The sequence below is a fragment of the Agromyces binzhouensis genome, assembly GCF_004135055.1.
Taxonomy (GTDB): domain Bacteria; phylum Actinomycetota; class Actinomycetes; order Actinomycetales; family Microbacteriaceae; genus Agromyces; species Agromyces binzhouensis.
In genome coordinates, this window is sequence record NZ_SDPL01000439.1 from 1 (window position 1) to 2,547 (window position 2,547).

General features: G+C 72.2%; 3 protein-coding genes. 2 read left to right on the forward strand and 1 reads right to left on the reverse strand.

Features of this window, described 5'->3' with window-relative positions:
* Positions 1-74 precede the first annotated feature (74 nt).
* A complete protein-coding gene (locus ESO86_RS15335) occupies positions 75-1,082 on the reverse strand; it encodes an aldo/keto reductase (protein WP_129235753.1) in 1,008 nt (335 codons plus the stop codon).
* A 20-nt stretch (positions 1,083-1,102) separates the two neighbouring features.
* Here ESO86_RS15335 and msrA point away from each other — a divergent pair, with 20 nt between their 5' ends.
* A complete protein-coding gene (gene msrA / locus ESO86_RS15340) occupies positions 1,103-1,627 on the forward strand; it encodes a peptide-methionine (S)-S-oxide reductase MsrA (RefSeq protein WP_129235754.1) in 525 nt (174 codons plus the stop codon).
* Between the two features lie 179 nt (positions 1,628-1,806).
* Entirely contained in the window at positions 1,807-2,370 is a 564-nt protein-coding gene (locus ESO86_RS15345; protein WP_129235755.1) for a single-stranded DNA-binding protein, read from the forward strand.
* The last annotated feature ends 177 nt before the right edge of the window (positions 2,371-2,547 follow it).

Here is a 2,547-nt window from a genome sequence, read left to right on the forward strand (position 1 = left end):
CGCGGCGTCGTGCGTCGCAGCGGACGCGGCATCCGCTCCGCGGCGTCGTGCGTCGCAGCGGACGCGGCATCCGCTCAGCCGAGCACGGTGCCGTCGGCGGCGTACGGTTCGATCGCGGCGATCTCGTCGTCGGTCAGCGGGGCCGCGTCGAGCGCGGCGACGTTCTGCTCGAGCTGGGCGACGCTCGAGGCGCCGATGAGCGCGCTCGCGACCTGCGGCACGCGGAGGACCCACGACAGGGCGAGCTGCGCGAGCGACTGTCCGCGGTCGGCGGCGATCGCGTTCAGGGCTCGCGCACGCTCGAGGTACTCCTCGCTGATGCGCTCGGCGGGCAGGAAGTGGCTCGTCGCCGCGCGGGAACCCGCGGGCACCTCCCCGGAGAGGTAGCGATCGGTCAGGAGCCCCTGGGCGAGCGGGGAGAACACGATGGCCGAGGCCCCGACCTCGTCGAGCGCGGGGAAGAGCCCCTCCTCGATGTGCCGGTCGAACATCGAGTAGCGCGGCTGGTGGATCGTCAGCGGCACGCCCTCGGCGGCGAGCGCCGTCGCAGCGGCGATCGTCTGCTCGGGCGAGTAGTTCGAGATGCCCGCGTACAGCGCCTTGCCCTGGCGGACCGCGTGCGCGAGCGCGCCCATCGTCTCCTCGATCGGCGTCTCGGGGTCGGGGCGGTGCGAGTAGAACACGTCGACGTAGTCGAGTCCGAGGCGGCCCAGGCTCTGGTCGAGCGAGGCGAGGAGGTTCTTCCGCGAACCCCATTCCCCGTACGGGCCCTCCCACATGTGGTAGCCCGCCTTCGACGAGATGATGAGCTCGTCGCGGTACGGCTTCAGGTCGGTCGCCAGCAGGCGGCCGAAGTTCTCCTCGGCGCTGCCGGGAGGCGGGCCGTAGTTGTTCGCGAGGTCGAAGTGCGTGACGCCGAGGTCGAATGCGCGGCGCACGATGGCGCGCTGCGTGTCGAGCGGACGGTCGTGGCCGAAGTTGTGCCAGAGCCCGAGGGAGAGGGCGGGCAGCTTCAGGCCGCTCCTCCCGATCCGGTTGTAGGTCATCCGGTCGTAGCGGTCGGGAGAGGCGACGAAGGTCATGCCGGTAGCCTATGGCCGTGATGGAAAGCTTCGTTCTCGCCGGCGGGTGCTTCTGGTGCCTGGATGCCGTCTACCGCACGCTCCGCGGCGTGCACGACGTCGTGTCGGGCTACACGGGCGGCGCGACGCCGAACCCGTCGTACGAGCTCGTCTGCACGGGTGCCACCGGTCATGCCGAGGCGGTGCGCGTCGACTTCGATCCCGAGGTGCTGCCGCGCGAGGTCGTGCTCGACGTCTTCTTCACGCTGCACGACCCGACGCAGCTCAACCGCCAGGGCGCCGACGTCGGCACGCAGTACCGGTCGGCGATGTTCTTCACGGGCGACGAGCAGCGCGAGCTCTTCGAGGCGGCGCGCACGCGCGCCGCAGACTGGTGGCCGGGCGAGGTCGTCACCACGATCGAACCGCTCGGCGACTTCTTCCGGGCCGAGGAGTACCACCAGGACTTCTTCGCGAAGAACCCCGGCCAGGGGTACTGCCTGGCGGTCGCCCTGCCCAAGGTGAACAAGATCCGGCGGTCCTACGCCGACTACATCGTCGCCTGACCCCTCCTCACCACCCCCGACCGCGTCCGGGCCGTCCCCGGAAGGGCCTGCGGTCGACGGATGCCGCGTCCCCGACCGCAACGCTGTGGTGAGCGGCATCCGGGGTCGTTCCGGCACGAGGGCCCCGGATGCCGCGAGCCGCCGATCCGCGGCGGCGTCGAGCCCTGAGGAGCATCCCAATGTCCGACCTCGTGACCATCACCGGCGTCATCGGCAGCGACCCCCGACACACCGTCACCGCGACGGGCCTGCCGATCACCAACTTCCGGCTGGCGTCCACGCGCCGCTTCTTCGACCGGGCCACCGGCGCCTGGACCGACGGGGAGACCAACTGGTACACCGTCTCATCGTTCCGGCAGCTCGCGCTGAACACCGCGCGCTCGCTCCGCAAGGGCGAGCGCGTCGTCGTGCACGGCCGTCTCCGCGTCCGGGCGTGGGAGACCGGCGAGCGCTCGGGCACCGCCATCGAGATCGACGCCGACGCGATCGGCCACGACCTGTCGTGGGGCGTCGCGGTCTACTCCAAGACGTCGGGCGCCCGCCTCGTCGAGACCGCCGGCGCTGAGGGGGAGTCCTCGAACGCGTCCGCCGACCGGGTCGACGGCGACGGCGAGGTGGCCCGCACCGACGTCCCCGACTGGGCGGAGGGTGCCGACTGGACGGTTCCGGAGGACGCAGACGATGACGTCGAGGCGGTCCTCGCTGGCGAGGGGGCCGTGCCCACGCCGCTGCCCGCGTCCTGATCGGCCGGCTCCCGTGGTCCTGCGGTCGCCGGGTCGTAGACTCGGCCTCCGTGGGGACCGAGCGGGCACCGTCGTCGGACGCGACGCCGTCCGGGATGCGGGCCGGGTCGCTCCTGGCGGCGCTCACCGCTGGGGCGCTCGCGATCGCGCTCGCCGGGTGCGCGAGCCCGCAGTTCG

Bases quoted from the DNA above. Each gene is read 5' to 3' on its own strand.
- msrA (WP_129235754.1), top strand. From the start codon at position 1,103: ATGGAAAGCTTCGTTCTCGCCGGCGGGTGCTTCTGGTGCCTGGATGCC.
- ESO86_RS15345 (WP_129235755.1), top strand. From the start codon at position 1,807: ATGTCCGACCTCGTGACCATCACCGGCGTCATCGGCAGCGACCCCCGA.
- ESO86_RS15335 (WP_129235753.1), bottom strand. From the start codon at position 1,082: ATGACCTTCGTCGCCTCTCCCGACCGCTACGACCGGATGACCTACAAC.